Here is an 18,049-nt window from a genome sequence, read left to right as displayed (position 1 = left end):
GTCCAAAAAAGAATGTTTTTAATTATCGTTATTATTTTAATAACGATAATTTATTTTGAAGGAATCCCAATAGGATATAATAGAACTCTTGGTTGGGGTTGGGATCCCAATTATTGGTTATTTATAACCTATCCCGTTATCTGGTTATTATTATTACTTGGTTACGGAATACTTGCATTAATTAAAGCTAAAACACATTATCTATTCTCTTCCCTTCAATTGATCGGAATATTATTACTTTATACTTTACATACTTTTTTACACACTAATTATTTCTTAATAATAGCATTCTGCATTTTCACCTTAATAATATTCTTTATCAACTTTAGTATATCAATCAAAAACAAAAAACTACCTAGATAATAGTGATCTACATTAGCAATTGATCTAGATTATAAAAGAAGTCTATATCTATTCTTTTGTCCTATCACATATATCGTCAATACAATACTCCCTAACCAAAACAAGCACTTTAGCTACTATAAAGATACTTTCACTAATTCTACGTTTCATAAAAGTTATTGATACCCTAGGTTTGAAGTATTAACTATAAAGAACAATACTATGAAGAATCAATTTAGCTTAAACATCAAAACTCCATGTACTGAAAATTTCAACGACTTTTCCTCGACAAAAAGAGGTGGATTCTGTAATTCTTGCACCAGAGAAGTCATCGATTTCTCTAAGATGACTTCTAAAGAAATCATAAATTATTTTAAAAATAATGCTACAAAAAATACTTGTGGTAGATTTAATAGTAGTCAACTAAAAACATACAACTATAACACAAAGAGAAAAAGTATTAGTTACATAAGTGGTATCGCATTTGCTTTCTTAACCTTGTTTTCATTTACTAAAACACAAGGACAAGATCTAAAAAATGAAACAAGAATCTCTGATAATAATCCTTCAGAACTTCAGGCTGCTAGTACTCAAAACAACATTACTGTAAAAGGTATCGTTTCCGAAAATGGAGTTCCTTTACCCGGCGCCAATATTGTTTTACAAGGAACAAACATAGGTACATCTACTGACTTTGATGGGAATTTCGAATTTCCAATAGCACTTAAAAAAGGAGATGTCTTAGTATTTAGCTATATAGGATTTACCTCTAAAAAGGTAATGATAAGAGATCAAAAATCTGCAAATGATGTTGCCCTAAAAGTAAATTTAAAAATGGATGGTTGTGTATTAATGGGTAAAGTAGCAGTAAAAAAAGTATATAGCTCAAAAAGAAATTAATAAAATTACATTGTTATGAAAACTAGTCTCTATCTTTTTTTATTCATTTTTTTGGGTAATTACTTGAATGCTCAAATCTCGGACTTTAAACATATTGATTTCACTAGAGCAGATAATATTGCTAAACTAAACAAAGGAGCTTCTCTAGAGAATCTGCCACTATTGGCACATGAGCTTACTAGTTCACTGCCTACAGACGTTGAAAAATTTAGAGCTATCTATATGTGGATTTGTCAAAATATAAAAGGTGATAATGCGCAGTTTACTAAAGTGAATAAAAAAAGAAAGAAACTAAAACAAGATTCTATTTCATTTATGAGGTGGAACCATGAATATAAAAAAACTGCTTTTAAAAAATTACTAAAACGCAAAAAAACGATGTGCACAGGATATGCGTATTTAATTAAAGAATTATGTCATTTATCCAATATAACTGCAGAAATTGTGGATGGATATGGTAGATCTGTGGAATCTAACATCAAAACATTAGAAATGGCAAACCATTCTTGGAATGCTGTTCTACTAAATAACAAATGGTATTTATGCGATGCTACTTGGTCTAGTGGTTATTTAAATGAATATAACGCTTTTGTAAGAGCATATAATGATGGTTATTTTTTAACAGATCCTCTACTATTTGGAAAAAATCATTTCCCTATAAAACAAAAATGGTTATTGAATGAAAACATAACAGCGGTTAGTTTTGTAAATGCGCCATTAGTTTATGGAGAAACATTTGAAAATAAGATCACTCCTATCTATCCACAAAATATGGATTTATCTATAACTAAAGATCAAGAGATTACATTTAGTTTTAAATCAAATAAAATTGTTTTAGATAAAAACATTGAATTAATCTACTATGTAGGTATTGAAGAAAGAACATTAGAAATCCACAACAAAGAAAAAAATGATGATATTCAGTCGTTTAAACATACATTTAAAAACAAAGGGGTTTATGATACACATTTAAAAATCAATGGTGATATTGTAGCAACATATACTATTAATGTTACTAAAAGTTAGGTATCTAATCTACAGGTTAAGTTCTCTCAAAATTTAGTATCTTTTATTACTGAAAAAATCCTTAAATCTTAATAAAAAGAATAAAAAAACGTGACCCTTAAAACCTCTTCATTCATCGAATACTTAAGAAAAAAACCTAAACGACTTTTTCTAATTGATGGATTGGGAGCGCTGGTTACTCTATTTTTTTTAGCTGTGGTATTAACAAGGTTTCAGGAGTATATTGGAATGCCTAAAAAAGGACTCTATTTTTTATCCATCTTTGCTGTTATTTTTTCGATATATTCTATAACTTGTTATTTATTAAGACCTGTTAATTGGAATATTTTACTAAGAATAATAGCTTTTGCTAATCTTGTATATTGTTTTATTACTATTGGATATATATGTTACTTCTACGAACATTTAACTATGATAGGGTTACTTTATTTTATCACAGAAATATTAATCATATTTGTATTGATAAATTTGGAACTAACAGTTGCTAGATCTTAAACCAAGATATCCTGTCTTATTTTTTAGAGAAATAAAAAGAAGAATATCATTACACAATTCTATGAAACCTAAAAAGACTACCCCCATATCATTGCTATTATTCACTAGTCTGATCATGATACTCTATGGTTGTAAAAACCCGGAAAAGGAGACTTCGGAAACTGTAGATACTAAAAATATACAAATCTCATTTGAATTAACTCCATACAATAATATCAAAATAAAAACGGTCCTAAACGATAGAGATACATTATTTCTAAAATTTGATTCGGGGACGACAGGTCTTTTACTTACTCACGAAGCCATAAAAGAAAAAACAAATTTATTGGATCACAAAAAAGAAATAACTCCAACACAAAACTATGTAAAGCTCAGAACTCCAGCTTCGTTGCAAATAGGAGAATTAGTATGGGATAATCTAGAAGTATATCCTGTAAAACACTCTGGTCAAGGAACCGATGGCCGTTTTGGTTGGGATCTGTTTAAAGGCAAAATAATATCCTTAGATTACGATAAAAATCTTTTAACCGTACATAATGAATTACCAGATTTAAAAGGATACACAAAAACGAAACTCGAAGTTGTAAAAACTATATTATGTCTTAACGGTGAAATTAACGTCAGAAACAAAAAGTATAACAGTCGTTTTTTATTCGATACAGGATATCAAAAAGCCTTACTCTTAGATAGTATTATATTAAGTGAACAATCATTTCCTAAGGATTTAAATCTTATTAAAACCAATAAGTTAAGAAATGGTGCTGGAGATATATTCATAACCAAAGTGGTTGAGATTCCTACTCTAAAGATTGCTGGACAACACATACATAAATTACCGACACAACTTTTAAACAGAGAAAATCCAGCAGGAATCAAAACTCACATTTTAGGAAATGAATTACTAAAAAGGTTTAATACGGTTTTTGATTTCAGAAACAATACTATCTATCTTATTAAAAATTCATTATCCGAAGTACCATTTAGTGATGCTTCATAAAAAAACAACTACTAAAACAATTTAGAATAAATTGGTAGTTGATATGACACATATATAGTAATGCACAAAACGAAACTACGAAAACAAGGTTTTACAACCATTCCAGATATATATTCAAATCAGGAAATCAATCAGCTAATCAAAGTACTAGATACTTTACAATCTTACAATACAAATTTTAGAAAAACGAAAGACCTATTTGCAATTCGGAAATTCCTAAAAGAAGTTCCAGAAATTAAAAACAGTGTACTTAACAATAATCTTAAACAATTAATTGAAGACTATTTTGGCAAGAATTATTTCCTTGTAAAATCTATATATTTCGATAAACCACCTTCTTCTAATTGGTTTGTCTCATATCATCAAGATCTATCAGTTTCTGTAAATAAGAAAACTATAGTTGATGGATACACCAATTGGACAGTAAAGAAAGAACAATATGGAGTACAGCCACCTTTAGAGATATTGGAAAACATATATACAATCCGAATACACTTAGATGATACGAACAAAAGCAACGGTGCATTAAAAGTGATTCCTAAATCTCACACTAAAGGAATTTATAGGCCAGAAACAATTGACTGGAAAATTGAAAAAGCAATAATCTGTGATGTTCCAAGAGGAGGAGTTATGCTTATGCAACCGCTATTGTTACATAGTTCTAATCGTACAACAAACAATCAAAGAAGAAGAGTTATTCATTTAGAATTTAGCAATAAACAGTTAGCAAAAGATATAGAATGGGCAGAAAAAGCTAAAATTGACATATAAAAAAAACCTCACAACTCTATCTCTTGTGAGGTTTTCCGGTTTTAAACAAACACATTGAAATTATGCTCTTCCTATTTTTTTGGTAACATTACGGTTTCTAATGTATGAATCATACCGTTAGAAGCCTCTATATCAGTTTTCATTAACCTACCAGCATTACCATTTTTATCTATTAAATAAATCTTCCCTCTTTTTCTACTCGCTATCAACCTAGTCCCTCCAAGAGTTCTTAATTTTACGCTTCCACCACCATCATTAATAGCTTTAATGATATCTTGTTCATTTATTGTTCCAGAAATGATGTGACAATTCATAATCGCAGAAAGCTTTTCTTCATTTTTTTCTTCGATAAGTTTTTCTATTATTCCTTCAGGCAATTTTTTAAAAGCACCATTTAATGGAGCAAAAACAGTATATGATTTAGTTCCGTTAAATTTCGTGGCATATTCAGAAGACTGTACTATTTTATTCAATTCTTCAAATGCAATATCATAAGATATTAATTCCTTAATTGTTGAAGTATTCGTTTCTACAGTAGGAATATCTGCCTGCGCAATTAACTTATCATCATCTAAGGATTTAGATTCTTTCTTAACTACAAGTCCTTCACAGGATACAAATGTGATAATTAAGATAAGTGAAAAAACGTTAAATAGACTTTTAATCTTCATGTTCTAAATTGATTTTAATGGAGTAATTATTAGTTATTGATAACAATTTTATAATCAAAGTATTACTTGATAACGGGTTAAAACTATTGTAATTAACGTTAACAAATGTTAACAAATGAGTATTCGTAAGAAGCTAATTAGTATGCGTTTTCATCTCTATGTGGTTGTACCGTAATTAGCATAAAAACCATATTTTCTAATTAAAATGAATACCAATAACTATATGCTAAAATGTACTATCAACTTAAAAAATGTTATTTTTAGCATAATCATCTTAAGCAAACTCATTTAATTCAGGCTATTATGAAACCAAACAACTTTTTAAGTCTTCTCTTGTGCTCCATATTATTCATTCCGATTTATAGTCAGAAAAAACTACCTGACAACAAAAAGGCTATTATAAAATCTATAGAAAAACATCAAGAAGAGCTTATTAAAATAAGTGATGAGATCTGGGCATTAGCAGAAACCGCTTTCGAAGAAAATCAATCTTCCAAGCTACTATCCGATTATGCCGAAAAGCAAGGATTTACCGTAGAACGTGGAGTAGCTGGAATGCCTACGGCTTTTGTTGCCACTTATGGATCAGGAAAACCTGTAATAAGTGTATTAGGAGAATTTGATGCATTACCAGGTATCTCACAAAAAGCGCAACCCACCAAATCTCCACTTAAAGAAGGAGCTGGAGGACATGGTTGCGGGCATAACCTTTTTGGAGCAGGAAGTCTTGGTGCAGCTATTGCTGTAAAGGAATTAATAGAAAGTGGAAAAATTAAAGGAACTGTGAAATTTTTTGGTACGCCAAGTGAAGAAAAATACTTTGGAAAGATATGGATGGTGAGAGAAGGATTATGGAATGATGTAGATGCCAATATTAGCTGGCACCCCTCTGCATCTACTAAAGCAGATGTACAAAGTTCATTAGCGCTAGTAGATTTTAAAATTGAATTTTTTGGGCAAGCTGCCCACGCATCTGCAGATCCATGGAATGGTAGAAGTGCTTCTGATGCCTTAGAAATTTATACTACTGGAATTAACTATTATAGAGAGCACGTAAAACCTACAGTTCGTATGCACTATCATATCCAGGATGGAGGACAAGTAGTTAATGTCGTTCCTGATTATTCTAGGTTATGGATGCGAGTTCGTGATACGAAGCGTTCTGGAATGATGCCTGTATATGAACGTGTAAAAAAAATGGCAGAAGGTGCAGCAATTATGGCAAATGTAGACTACAAAATTTCTTTAATATCAGGTATTTATGAAGTATTAGTAAATCGTGAAGGCGGGAAATTAATGCAAAATAATTTAGAACTTCTTGGGCCTATTACTTATACTGGTGATGAAATTGCTTTTGGAAAAAAGATTCAAGAGGTTACTAAAAAAGAACAAGTAGGAATGGATAGTGCCATTAACCCTCTTGAAGAGACTAAAGAACATCCAGGAGGAGGTTCTACTGATGTAGGAGATGTAAGCTGGAATGTTCCTAATATCAATCTAGGAGTTACAACCGCCCCAAAAGACACTCCTTGGCATTCATGGGCTGTAGTAGCTTGTGGCGGAATGAGTATTGGTCATAAAGGAATGCTTTATGCATCCAAGGCCATGGCAATGACCATGACAGATCTTTATGAAAACCCAGAAGTATTAGAAAAGGTAAAAGCAGAATACAAAGAACGTAAAGGAGATGAAGTCTATGAAGCTATTATTCCCGAAGGCCCTCCTCCAGTACCAAGTAACAGTAAAAAATAATATGACTAGTAGCCTATGAAACTTTTGATAAAAAGAATCGCACTATCTCTTTTACTAATATTAATAATCTTTGTAGCGCATATATTAATATCAACTGGCTTTTTTAGGACTATAGAAAACAATTTTAATGGAACGGTTTTAAAAGAAGTTTCTATCAAAGGTGCCGAGGATATTACGGTACATGCATTAGAAGGCTTTGCACTAATTTCCTCTACCAATAGAGAAATCTATCCTCCTATTAAGGAAGAAAAGGGAGCTTTATATTTTATGAATCTCAAAGACAATGATTTTGATGTAACTAATCTCACCTCTTCTTTTGATAAATCTTTTGCTCCGCACGGTATATCGATGATTAAAAAAGATAGCACCTATACAATTATGGCTATTAATCATACTCCAAAAGGCCATGCTATAGAAGTTTTTTCGATGCAGGATAAAACTCTGATTCACAAAAAAACTCTTAAACATTCTTCTCTAGTTAGTCCAAACGATCTAGTTCTTATTGATGAAAACCGGTTCTATGTTACAAATGATCATAAATATACGGATGGATTTGGCAAAGTATTAGAGGAGTATCTTGGGCTTTCTATTTCTAATGTTTTGTACTATGATGGAGAAAATTATATAGAAGTTGCAAACGGAATTGCCTATGCCAACGGAATTAATTTTGACCGTAAACGTAACTTATTGTATGTAGCATCTCCAAGAGCCTTTTTGGTTAAAGTTTATACTAAAAATGATGATGGTTCGCTAGAATTCATAGAAGATATTCCCTGTAATACAGGAGTGGATAATATTGAGATTGATTCTGAAGGAAATCTGTGGATAGGAGCGCATCCTAATCTACTACGTTTTGGATCTTATGCTAAAGGTGAAAAAGAAACCTCTCCTTCAGAAATTATAAAAATCACTTACAACGGAAAGAATGACTATACTATTGAACAACAATATACAGATGACGGAACGGGAATGTCTGGATCCACCGTAGCTGCACCTTATAAAAATCTAATCATTACCGGAAATGTTATGGACGACCATTTTCTAATTTTAAAAGCAAAAAAATAGATCCCCCATTAAACAATAGGTTTATTTCTTTATTCATTACAATGACAGCATCTTTAAAAAATCATATCCTGAGATTCGTACATCCGTCAGAAAAAGAAATAACTAATTTCTTAAACCTTATCGAAATTGAAAATATTGCTCCTAAGCAGTTTATTTTAAAAGAGGGACATCACTGTAATTACAACCATTTTATTGCAAAAGGCTGCTTTAGATCATTTTTCATCAACAAAAAAGGAGTAGAAAAAACAGTAAATTTTGGTATAGAAGATTGGTGGCTAACGGATTTTGATAGTTTCATCAATAAAACTCAAACACAACTTAATATCCAAGCTACCGAAGATGCTACAATCCTAAAAATCAGCAGGTCTAACCTAAATAGCATATTACAAAACTCCTTGGAGATCAATAAATATTTCAGAATTGTTCAAGAACGAGTTAGAATAGCTGATCAAAAAAGAATACAATATATGTTCAACCTATCTGGAGAAGAATTATACAATACATTTTATAAATATAACCCAGAGTTTGTACAGCGAGTTCCGCAGTACATGTTAGCTTCTTATTTAGGATTCACTCCAGAATTTTTAAGTAAAATAAGAGCAAAAAAGAGTTCTTAATACGTTTCTTAATCTAGATTAAGTTTTTCATCATTTCATATGTTGAATTTTGCATTAAACAAATAACAACATACTTATGAAAACAGACAGAATAGATATCAGTAAGATTAAACCAAGTGCATACCAACCATTGTTTGATTTACATAACAATTGCAAAAAAAGCACCTTAACAGACCTAGAATTTTTATTGATCGAAATAAGAGCTTCTCAAATCAATGGTTGTGCTTATTGTATACAAATGCACATAAGAGAAGCTATTGAAAAAGGAGAAAAACAATATCGTATCCACGCGTTACCTGTATGGCGAGATTCTCCATTTTTTAAATCCGAAGAGCAAATCATTTTAGAAATGACTGAAGAAATTACCCTTATTTCTAATAATGGATTATCAGAGACCTTATATCAAAAAGCGATCAATACACTTGGAGAAGAAAAAGTAATTGATATCATTATGGCGATATGTGGAATCAATGCTTGGAATAGAATTGGAGTTGCTACATTGCTAACCCCTACACCATCACAAGAATAAAAAAAGGTTAGTTATTTTCTTATGAAAACCATTTATATCAAACTTTTTTCAAGTGATTACGTTTTCATAGCTATATTATAAAATACCTCACAAATTTTAAGTAGATTTTCGTAGAATCTTTATACTAAATTAACAAGAAATTTGTTTTTCATTTAAATTTGACAATTAACCAAACACCAAATTACACAGAATAATAATTCCTAAAACAATTTATTACGATTGTTTTAGGAATTATTATTCCGAAAACTTAACCAAATGAAAATCAACTTAATTTATTTACTATTATTACTACTATGTACTGCAACCATAGAAGCACAGGTTTCAGGCACTGTTAAAGATCAATCGGGTAATCCAATCGAAAACGCATTAGTCTGCGATGCAAATAACGTGAGCAACTATACCAAAACAGATGAAAATGGAGTTTTTGATTTAACAACAGGTAATACTAGTACGCAACTTAGGATTGGTGCGTTAAAATATGAAACTTTAAAATTTACATCCCAAAGAAATATTGTTCTTGCACCAGATCCTCTTTTAGAAAATGATGAATACCACATTAGCTTTGATCATATAAGAATTGGTGACACCTATACGGAAGATGAACTTAAAAAAGATTTTCCGACCTCTAATGGAATTGGTTTTTATGATGGCCAAACTATAAATGGTCAAAAAGACGACACACAAGATAGAGCCTCCATTGACTATGAAAATAGTATTGACCCAGGTGGAGTTTCTTTAAAGGTTAAATATCCGAAAGGATTACTAAAAACAGGTAATTCGGGTATTGATACCAGAATACCACTAATGAACACCTTTAAAGATAATTACTACGAGTCTTCGGATCTATATTTATCGTATTGGATAAAATTCAGTGATGATTTTGACTTTAACCTTTGTGGAGGTAAACTGCCAAGTCTTGGTGGATCCGATCCGAATACTCCTGATGGAGAAAGAGATAATAATAGATGGAAAGGTCGCATAATGTTTAGAAAAGGTGGGGCAATTCAATTCTATATGGAATTACCAGGTGAACAGGAACCTGCGGACAATGCAACTAATGAAGATGAAAATGAACTGCGGTTTTGGGGAAATCGCGTAGTGGACGGTTCTGACATTTGTTCTTTTGAATATGAAAATTATCTTAGAATGCAAGGGTGGCATAATATAGAACTGCATTATGTATTGGAAAGTTCTCCAAATGGTAACGATGGTCTTTTTGAAGGATGGGTAGACGGTATAAACTATGATTTTGTCGGATCTGACTATTTTAATTACTACAGAAACCCAGAAGAAAACAGAGAAAACATAACCATCAATCACATATTAATTTCTACTTTTTTAGGAGGGTCTGACATAGATGATTACGCACCAAAGGATAATGACTATTATGTGTGGTTTGACGAATTTAGAGTATCTGAACAAAGAATTAACGAATGGGATTTCTATACAAATTCTTTGTCTGTAGAAGATCAAAGTAATCTACTTAATATTAAAGTTTTCCCTAATCCTAGCTCGGGATCCTATAATCTTCCTAAAAAGACGAATTGGATTATTTATGACCTTTTGGGAAAAGAAATAACGAAGGGTATTGGCAAAACGGTTGATCTTACTGGATACCCAAAAGGTATATATTTTCTAAAAACAGAAATCTCTGATCTCACTTTAAAACTAGTGTTGAAGTAAATTTTAGAGATAAATTAAGTATTTAGCATTTGCCAAAGTCTATCTTTAAGCTCTTGCAAACCTTGTTGAGCAACAGAAGAAATAAATAAATACGGAACATCTAATTGGGCATCTAGCTCTGATTTTAGTTCCGTTCTTAACTCATCATCCAACATATCGCATTTAGAGATAGCAATTAATCGTTCTTTGTCTAATAAGTCCGGATTATACCTTCTTAATTCATCCAATAGGATTTCATATTGTTCTTTAATATCCGGAGCATCTGCAGGAACTAAAAACAATAATGTAGAGTTCCGTTCTATATGCCTCAAAAATCGATGACCAATTCCTTTACCTTCAGCTGCTCCTTCGATGATCCCAGGAATATCAGCCATGACAAATGTTTGAAAATCTCTATACTCTACAATTCCTAAATTTGGTTTGAGTGTGGTAAATTCATAATCCGCAATCTTAGGTTTTGCCGATGTAATAACAGAAAGCAAAGTAGATTTTCCGGCATTCGGAAAACCTACTAAACCTACATCCGCTAATATTTTTAACTCTAATGTGATATCAAATTGTTGTCCTTCTATACCCGGTTGCGCATATCTAGGAGTTTGATTCACCGAATTTTTAAAATGCCAGTTTCCACGACCACCCATTCCACCTTCAGCGATGACAATTTCCTGTCCTTCTTCTGTAATTTCGTGTAAAATTTCTTGGGTTTCTGTATCGCGGATCACAGTTCCTAAAGGGACATCTACATATACATCACCTCCATCAGCACCACTACTCCTGTTTTTACTTCCGTGTCCTCCATGTTCCGCTCTAAAATGTCTTTTAAATTTTAGATGATAAAGCGTCCACATATTTGGATTCGCTTTTATGATAACATGACCTCCACGTCCACCATCTCCTCCATCGGGACCACCTTTGGTAATATATTTCTCTCTATGTAAATGCACAGATCCTTTACCCCCATTTCCGGAAGTAACATGTAACTTTACATAATCTACAAAATTTCCTTCTGTCATAATACGCTACCTAATTGTTCTAACCAATAGATCAAAACCTTTTGAATTTGAAACCTTTTACTAAAAACAGAGATTTACTACTCTGCAATAATAAATCTATAATTTATCTATAACACTACTTAATCGATCAGTAATTTCACTGATACCACCTACTCCATCAACTCCAAAATACTTATCTTGTTTTTGGTAGTAATTCTTTAGTATAGCTGTTTCGTTATAATATACTTTAATACGATTTCTGATTACACCTTCATCAGCATCATCAGGACGACCGGATGTTTTTCCTCTTTCTAATAAACGATTAACTAACACCTCGTCATCTACCTCTAAAGCAACCATTGCACTAACTTCTGCTCCTTTAGAAGATAGTAACTCTGCTAATGATTCTGCCTGAGCTTCTGTTCTAGGAAACCCATCAAAAATGAAACCTTTAGCATCTGGATTTTTATCTACCTCAGCATTCAACATATTAATTGTCACTTCATCTGGCACTAATTGTCCTTTATCAATATATGATTTTGCTAATGTCCCTAATTCTGTAGCATTTTTTATATTATACCTAAACACATCTCCTGTAGAAATATGTACTAGATCATACTTTTCTTTTAAAACTTCAGCTTGTGTTCCTTTTCCTGCTCCTGGAGGTCCGAATAACACTAAATTTGTCATGTTGTTTTGTTTTAATTGGTAAACTTCTGTAAGATTACGACCTAAACCATCATAATCTAGTCCGTATCCTACAATAAATCTATTTGGGATCTCAATCCCTATGTAATCTATCGTATATTTTTTAGTATATGCTTCAGGTTTAAAAAATAAAGTGGCAATTCTTACCTCTTTACATCCTTTATCCTTAAACATTTTTAATAATTCTACAACAGTATTTCCGGTATCTACAATATCCTCAAGAATTATAATTGTTCTATCCGTTACATCTTCCTTTAATCCAATAAGTTCTTGAACAGAAGAAGTAGTTTCTGTTCCTTCATAAGACGCTAATTTCACAAAACTTACTTCGCAATCGTAATCAAATCTTTTCAGTACTTCAGACACGAACATAAATGCACCATTAAGAACCCCTATAAAAAGAGGTTTCTTATCAGATAAATCTCTATTAAGTTTATCGGATATTTTATCTATTGCTTTGGTTATTTTATCCTCTGCAATAAATGGCGTAAACTGTAAATCATGTAGTGTAATCATTGTCTTTGTAAGATTATCACAGTAACCGTTTCGTTTTCAAAGGCGCAAAGATAGTGATTACAAACAACACTTATAATAGATATCTACTGCATTTGCCGTACAATATTGAGGTTTTTACTTATTAAAAATTTATTTTTGTTCCTTAAGGCAAAATAAGATACTCCAAAAAATGACAAACTATTTTTCGTCAGACTTTAAGTTAGGTATCCTGGGTGGTGGTCAATTGGGCAAAATGATGCTCTACGAAACTCGGAAATATGATATCTGTACTTATGTTCTGGACCCCAACCCCGATGCTCCTTGTAGAATTGCATGTGATCACTTTCAACAAGGTGATTTAATGGATTATGATACTGTATACAACTTTGGCAAGAAAGTAGATGTACTAACTTTTGAAATCGAAACGGTCAACACTAAGGCATTAGCCAGACTAGAACGAGAAGGAAAAAAAGTATATCCTGATTCTAAAACATTAGAAAAAATTCAAAATAAAGGGAAGCAAAAACTATTTTACAAGAACCAAGAAATACCTACTGCCCCTTTCGTCCAGTTTTCTAACAAAGCCCATTTAACAGAAGGTATTACTAGTGGAAAAGTAAAACTACCTTTTGTATGGAAAAGTACGCAAGGTGGATATGACGGAAAAGGAGTTTCTATTATTAGAACAGGTGCCGACATAGCCAAACTACCTGACACAGAGTGTATTGCCGAAAAACTGATTGATTTTAAAAATGAACTAGCAGTAATTGTAGTACGCAATCCTCAGGATGAGATTAAAACGTATCCTGTAGTAGAAATGGAATTTCATCCAGAAGCAAATCAAGTAGAATATGTTATTTGTCCCGCAAGGATAGATGATAAGATAGCTGAAAAGGCAAGAACAATTGCCGAGAATGTTTCTAAAGCTTTTACGCACGTAGGTTTATTAGCTGTCGAAATGTTTCAGACAAAAGATGATGAAATTTTAGTTAATGAAGTAGCTCCAAGGCCTCATAATAGTGGCCATTATAGTATCGAAGCAAGTTATACCAATCAATTTGAGCAACATATACGAGCAATACTCGATTTACCACTAGGGAATACGGAAAGTAAAGTTGCCGGAATAATGGTGAACCTTGTTGGTGCTGAAGGGTATACAGGAAATGTTGTATATGAAAATATCGATACTATTATGAAAATGAAAGGTGTTACTCCTCATATCTATGGAAAAAAACAAACACGTCCTTTTAGAAAAATGGGACACGTAACTATCATAAATGAGGATATAGCTGAAGCCCGAGAAATTGCAGAAAAAGTAAAGAAAACCATAAAAGTAGTTAGTGAATAAGTCCATTCATTATTTCTAGCTTAATAATATATTCTTATTGAATTTTTAAAAAATATAATAAAATTAGATACATGAGTAAAGTAGGAATCATCATGGGAAGCACAAGTGATATGCCAGTGATGGAAAAAGCAATCGAAATTCTACAAGGTTTTGATATTGAAGTAGAAGTGGATATTGTATCGGCACATCGCACTCCTGAAAAATTATTTGATTATAGTAAAAAAGCGCATACTAGAGGTATTTCTGTTATTATTGCTGGCGCTGGTGGAGCGGCACACCTTCCTGGAATGGTTGCTTCTTTATCTCCGCTACCGGTTATTGGGGTACCTGTAAAATCTAGAAATTCTATTGATGGCTGGGATTCTGTTCTTTCTATATTACAAATGCCTGGAGGTGTACCTGTAGCAACTGTAGCTTTAGATGGCGCTATGAATGCAGGGATTCTGGCAGCGCAAATTATCGGAGCATCCGACACTTGTGTATTGGATAAAATTTTAGTTTATAAAGAAGGTCTTAAACAAAAAGTAATCGAAGGAGCAAAACAGATAAAAAAGTAAAAAAGAGTATCGCAAAAAAAAAGAGCCGCTCCTCAGCGACTCTTTCCAATATCAGGTCTTACAATAGAATATAACAATATTTATTAACCAACTTAAATATATTACACAAAAAATTCATCGTAAGACCATACTCTTAAAACCTGATACAAAGGTAATCCCTTACTTTAATTACGCAATAATTATCTGTCAAAACTTATTAACATTTTCGATAAATTACATATTATATCGTTAAAACACATAAAACGTGCGTTTATTGCATGTTTTTTTTAGAAAAAACATACATTTTTCAATATTCTCTATCAAAATAGTAGGTTGTAAACCAAAAATCAACAAAAAAGAGCTACAATAATTGTAGCTCTTTCAATATATTTGGTCTTCACAAAGCGTATTATTGATATCCATACCCCTGATTACAATAATGTGTTTATTACTTTGTTTAGACCATTACTAATAAACCTACACAAATGTAATCGTATCCTATACGTTGGTGTCAAAAAATAAAACAATTAGAAAGGCATTTATCGACAACGAACACAGTTTTTCGACAAAAGCACACATTATTCATAAAAAAATATAGATAAATAATGAAAAACCCATTATTAGAATTATTCGACTTAGCACCTTTTTCTAAAATAAAACCTGAACATTTTTTACCCGCTATTAAAAATGCAATCTCAATTGCTAAACAAGAAGTAGACACCTTAGTTAAAAACTCTGAGTCTCCTTCTTTTTCTAATACAATAGAGAAGTTAGAATATAGTGGTGAATTATTAGATAGAGTTACGAGCATATTTTTTAATCTAAATAGTGCAGAAACTAACGACGAGATTCAAAAGATCGCTCAACAAGCTTCTCCATTACTTTCTGAGTTTAGAAATGATATTGCTTTAAATGAAGATCTTTTCAAAAAAATTGAAGCTGTATATAGCATTAAGAATGAACTAAATCTTTCTCCTGAACAAACTACTTTGTTAGAAAAAAGATATAAATCATTTTCTAGAAATGGTGCAAATCTTCCTACTGACAAAAAAGAACAACTAAGAGAAATTGATAAAGAGCTTTCTCAATTAAGTTTAAAATTTGGAGAAAATGTACTTGCAGAAACCAACAAGTTCGAAATGTTATTAACTAAAGAATCCGAACTTTCTGGTTTACCAGAAGGAGCTAAAGAAGCGGCAAAAGCTCTTGCCGAATCTAAGGAAAAACAAGGATGGATGGTTACTCTCGATTACCCTAGTTATATTCCTTTTATGACATACGCAGATAATCGAGAATTAAGAAAAAAATTATCTCTAGCATTTGCCTCTAAAGGTTTTAACAATGATGAATTAGATAATCAAGAAGTTGTTCTTCGAATAGCGCAATTAAGACATAACCGTGCTCAAGTTCTAGGATACACTTCTCATGCCAATTATGTTTTAGAAGAACGCATGGCAGAAACTCCAGAAAAAGTATTCTCATTCCTAAATGAAATTCTTGATAAAGCTAAACCAGCCGCGGAAAGAGAGTTTAAACAATTAGAAAATTTTGCCAAAGAACTTGACGGAATTGATCAATTACAGAAATGGGATGGAGCATACTATTCCGAAAAATTAAAGCAAAAACTTTTTGATCTAGACGATGAAAAGCTAAAACCATACTTTAAGTTAGAGAATGTTATTGATGGTGTTTTTCAAGTAGCTTCGAATTTATTCGGTCTACAATTTGAAGAAACAGATCAGGTAGATAAATATCATGAAGAAGTAAAGACCTATAATGTAACTGACACTCAAGGTAATTTTATTTCTGTTTTTTATGCGGATTTCCATCCAAGATCTGGAAAACGAAATGGTGCTTGGATGACATCTTATAAACCACAGATGAAAAAAGATGATCATAATATAAGACCCCATATTTCTATTGTGTGTAATTTTACTAAACCTACACCTAGCAAACCATCTTTATTAACATTTAATGAGGTTACTACCCTATTCCATGAATTTGGTCACGCATTACACGGAATGTTAGCTAATACAACATATCCTGGTTTATCAGGAACCAGTGTATATTGGGATTTTGTTGAACTACCGTCTCAAGTTTTAGAAAACTGGTGTTACGAAAAAGAAGCGCTAGAATTATTTGCTAAACATTATGAAACAGGAGAAGTAATTCCGATGGAAATGATACAAAAGATAAAAGATTCATCCACTTTTATGGAAGGAATGGCAACCATGAGACAACTAAGTTTTGGGTTACTAGATATGTCTTGGCATTCGCAAGACCCAAGTAATATCAAAGATGTAAAAGCACACGAAAAGAAAGCTTTTGAAGGAACTTCGTTATATCCAGATGTAGCAGAAAATTGCATGAGTACTTCTTTTTCTCATATTTTTCAAGGAGGTTATTCTGCAGGGTACTACTCTTATAAATGGGCAGAAGTATTAGACGCAGATGCTTTTGAATATTTTAGAGAACATGGGATCTTTAATAAAGAAATAGCTACTAAATTTAAAGATCACGTATTATCCCAAGGTGGTACAGAGAATCCAATGACTTTATACAAACGTTTCCGAGGACAAGAACCAAAACCTGAAGCACTATTAAAACGTGCTGGATTGATTAAATAATAATTTTTAAAACCTATTCATAAAAAAGGTGCTTCAAAATTCTTAGAAGCACCTTTTTTGGATTAAGGTTCTGAGGATATTTATCGTTTTATTTAAAATTTATTGAATTACTAGTTTATGAATAGCTAACTTTTCTCCTGATCAGACTACCATATTCTGATACAATTCGAAACCTATCAACAAGATAATTCTGCAATAACATTTATTAACTGACCTCACTTAATAGCGAATTTTTTCAATCTAAAACCCTATTTACTCATATAACTAGATAAAAACATATCTAATATTTATCTTTCATCACTCTTATCTTCAAAAAAAAGAGAAATATTGATAGAATAATAGTATCATTTTTTTGATTCTTATAAAATCAGTATTTACCTCGTAACTTACATAAAATCAAAGTGTTATAAAAATGGATTCTCCACAAAAAAACAACTGTACTACAACCTGTTAGTTTATGGTTTTAGCATAATTGAAAAAATTAAACTTTCAAAA

At 31.8% G+C, this 18,049-nt stretch carries 15 protein-coding genes; 12 read left to right on the top strand and 3 right to left on the bottom strand.

What is annotated here, in order from left to right; genetic code table 11:
* Positions 1–564: 564 nt before the first annotated feature.
* From NMK29_RS01920 to NMK29_RS01905, 4 genes are all read left to right on the top strand, one after another.
* Positions 565–1,242 (top strand): carboxypeptidase-like regulatory domain-containing protein, encoded by a 678-nt coding sequence (locus tag NMK29_RS01920; RefSeq protein ID WP_108802949.1) that lies wholly within the window; start codon positions 565–567, stop codon positions 1,240–1,242.
* Between the two features lie 15 nt (positions 1,243–1,257).
* Entirely contained in the window at positions 1,258–2,268 is a 1,011-nt protein-coding gene (locus NMK29_RS01915) for a transglutaminase domain-containing protein (protein ID WP_108802948.1), read from the top strand.
* A gap of 556 nt (positions 2,269–2,824) precedes the next feature.
* Complete coding sequence (locus tag NMK29_RS01910) at positions 2,825–3,760, top strand: hypothetical protein (protein WP_159092178.1); 936 nt, start codon at positions 2,825–2,827, stop codon at positions 3,758–3,760.
* Positions 3,761–3,820: 60 nt separating this feature from the next.
* The gene (locus NMK29_RS01905; RefSeq protein WP_108802945.1) at positions 3,821–4,531 is read left to right on the top strand and encodes a phytanoyl-CoA dioxygenase family protein; all 711 of its coding nucleotides are present in this window, start codon (positions 3,821–3,823) and stop codon (positions 4,529–4,531) included.
* 71 nt (positions 4,532–4,602) lie between these two features.
* Here NMK29_RS01905 and NMK29_RS01900 read toward each other — a convergent pair whose 3' ends face one another.
* Entirely contained in the window at positions 4,603–5,202 is a 600-nt protein-coding gene (locus NMK29_RS01900; protein ID WP_108802944.1) for a fasciclin domain-containing protein, read from the bottom strand.
* 303 nt (positions 5,203–5,505) lie between these two features.
* Between NMK29_RS01900 and NMK29_RS01895 the strand changes: the two genes are divergently transcribed.
* The 5 genes from NMK29_RS01895 to NMK29_RS01875 all read left to right on the top strand — a co-directional run bounded on the left by NMK29_RS01895 (position 5,506) and on the right by NMK29_RS01875 (position 10,848).
* Positions 5,506–6,954, top strand: a complete 1,449-nt coding sequence (locus tag NMK29_RS01895; protein WP_108802943.1) for an amidohydrolase — start codon at positions 5,506–5,508, stop codon at positions 6,952–6,954.
* A gap of 15 nt (positions 6,955–6,969) precedes the next feature.
* A complete protein-coding gene (locus NMK29_RS01890) occupies positions 6,970–8,019 on the top strand; it encodes an SMP-30/gluconolactonase/LRE family protein (RefSeq protein ID WP_108802942.1) in 1,050 nt (349 codons plus the stop codon).
* Between the two features lie 41 nt (positions 8,020–8,060).
* Complete coding sequence (locus tag NMK29_RS01885) at positions 8,061–8,636, top strand: Crp/Fnr family transcriptional regulator (protein ID WP_108802941.1); 576 nt, start codon at positions 8,061–8,063, stop codon at positions 8,634–8,636.
* 76 nt (positions 8,637–8,712) lie between these two features.
* Positions 8,713–9,165: a carboxymuconolactone decarboxylase family protein gene (locus NMK29_RS01880; RefSeq protein WP_108802940.1), complete on the top strand. Its 453-nt coding sequence runs from the start codon at positions 8,713–8,715 to the stop codon at positions 9,163–9,165.
* A gap of 255 nt (positions 9,166–9,420) precedes the next feature.
* Positions 9,421–10,848 carry a polysaccharide lyase gene (locus tag NMK29_RS01875; RefSeq protein ID WP_108802939.1) on the top strand — a complete coding sequence of 476 codons (1,428 nt, stop codon included), beginning with the start codon at positions 9,421–9,423 and terminating at the stop codon, positions 10,846–10,848.
* 14 nt (positions 10,849–10,862) lie between these two features.
* Here the strand turns inward: NMK29_RS01875 and obgE are convergent, their stop codons facing one another.
* Together obgE and NMK29_RS01865 are read right to left on the bottom strand one after the other, a co-directional pair.
* Entirely contained in the window at positions 10,863–11,861 is a 999-nt protein-coding gene (gene obgE / locus NMK29_RS01870) for a GTPase ObgE (RefSeq protein WP_108802938.1), read from the bottom strand.
* Positions 11,862–11,957: 96 nt separating this feature from the next.
* Entirely contained in the window at positions 11,958–13,064 is a 1,107-nt protein-coding gene (locus tag NMK29_RS01865; RefSeq protein ID WP_108802937.1) for an adenylate kinase, read from the bottom strand.
* A gap of 169 nt (positions 13,065–13,233) precedes the next feature.
* Between NMK29_RS01865 and NMK29_RS01860 the strand changes: the two genes are divergently transcribed.
* From NMK29_RS01860 to NMK29_RS01850, 3 genes are all read left to right on the top strand, one after another.
* Positions 13,234–14,391 (top strand): 5-(carboxyamino)imidazole ribonucleotide synthase, encoded by a 1,158-nt coding sequence (locus NMK29_RS01860; RefSeq protein ID WP_108802936.1) that lies wholly within the window; start codon positions 13,234–13,236, stop codon positions 14,389–14,391.
* Positions 14,392–14,462: 71 nt separating this feature from the next.
* On the top strand, positions 14,463–14,948 hold the full coding sequence (purE, locus tag NMK29_RS01855) for a 5-(carboxyamino)imidazole ribonucleotide mutase (protein WP_108802935.1): 486 nt from the start codon (positions 14,463–14,465) through the stop codon (positions 14,946–14,948).
* A gap of 584 nt (positions 14,949–15,532) precedes the next feature.
* On the top strand, positions 15,533–17,554 hold the full coding sequence (locus tag NMK29_RS01850; protein ID WP_108802934.1) for a M3 family metallopeptidase: 2,022 nt from the start codon (positions 15,533–15,535) through the stop codon (positions 17,552–17,554).
* Positions 17,555–18,049 lie beyond the last annotated feature (495 nt).

Source organism: Aquimarina sp. Aq107 (assembly GCF_943733665.1).
Taxonomy (GTDB): domain Bacteria; phylum Bacteroidota; class Bacteroidia; order Flavobacteriales; family Flavobacteriaceae; genus Aquimarina.
This window is presented reverse-complemented; position numbering and strand designations above follow the sequence as displayed.